The sequence below is a fragment of the Mycobacterium sp. TH-M106 genome (assembly GCF_057473765.1).
In genome coordinates this window covers 1-1,033 of record NZ_JBYCLE010000170.1, presented here as the reverse complement: position 1 = coordinate 1,033, position 1,033 = coordinate 1, and the positions used below count along the sequence as shown (strand labels likewise).

General features: G+C 63.0%; 1 protein-coding gene. It reads right to left on the bottom strand.

Going from position 1 to position 1,033, the window contains the following annotated elements:
- Window positions 1-367: 367 nt before the first annotated feature.
- On the bottom strand, window positions 368-1,033 hold a 666-nt coding region (locus tag AC2VOP_RS06015; RefSeq protein WP_486960105.1), incomplete at its 5' end, for a glycosyltransferase.

Genomic DNA, 1,033 nt, shown 5'->3' with positions numbered 1-1,033 from the left:
AGCCCTCGATGTCGGGGCGAAATCCCGATTTTTCCGAGCGTTGACTCGGAACTGATGGGATGGAGCCAACGCTGTCAGCCGGGTTCAAGGTCACCTAACTGGGAAGAAGCCGAGTCCGTCGAGTCGAGGAATTATCACACGGCTAGCCAACAAGCCCGGTCAATTCCACCATTCTCGGGTGAACGCCAAAATAGGCACGCCAAACTTGACCACCACAAATCCGGCGCGACGCTTGTTGCTGAAAATCCCGTCAACCTATGCAGATCGCGGAGTATTTCCTCAGCACACCGCCGCGCGCACCCCATGCTGGCCGAATCAGATTCCCCCGCGAGCAATCGTTCCAAATCCTGACCCGGAGGTGTTTGGATCAGCCGACACGCCCCAAGCGGGCGAAATTTTCCACAAGATCTGCGACGGCCGTGACGGCTTCGGCGGGTGTAGTCATCCGGGTGGCGACCTCGCGAGCCCGGGCAGCGTAGTGCGGAGCCAGGATGGTCCGCAGGTCCGCGACCAGCGATTCCTGGGTAATAGACGAAAAGCGCCGGGTGGTGCCAACTTTCAGTCGTTTGACCCGAGCCCCCCAGAGCGCCTGATCCGGCATCGTCCACAGGATCAACGTGGGGACTCCGGCGCGCAGGCCAGCGGCCGTGGTGCCCGTGCCACCGTGGTGCACGACCGCGCGGCAGCGCGGAAAGGCCGCCGCGTAATTCATCACGCCCACCACCTTGACATGCTCCGTAGGCGGCATGTGGTTGAAGTCGGTCCCGGCCGCGCACACCAACGCCCGCTCACCCAATTGCGCGCAGGCCGCACCGATCAGCGCGAGGGTGTCGGCAGCAGATTCGACCCCCACGCTGCCAAACCCGAAGCAAATCGGCGGTGTCCCGGCCGCGATCCAGGACGCGACTTGCTCATCGGTGTCCGTCGGCAACTCCATCGTCAGCGCGCCGACAAAGGGCCGCAGGCCATCGCATTTCGCCCATTCGGCGGCCAGCCCAGGAAAGCACAACTCGTCGTAGGCTTGGATTTCCAA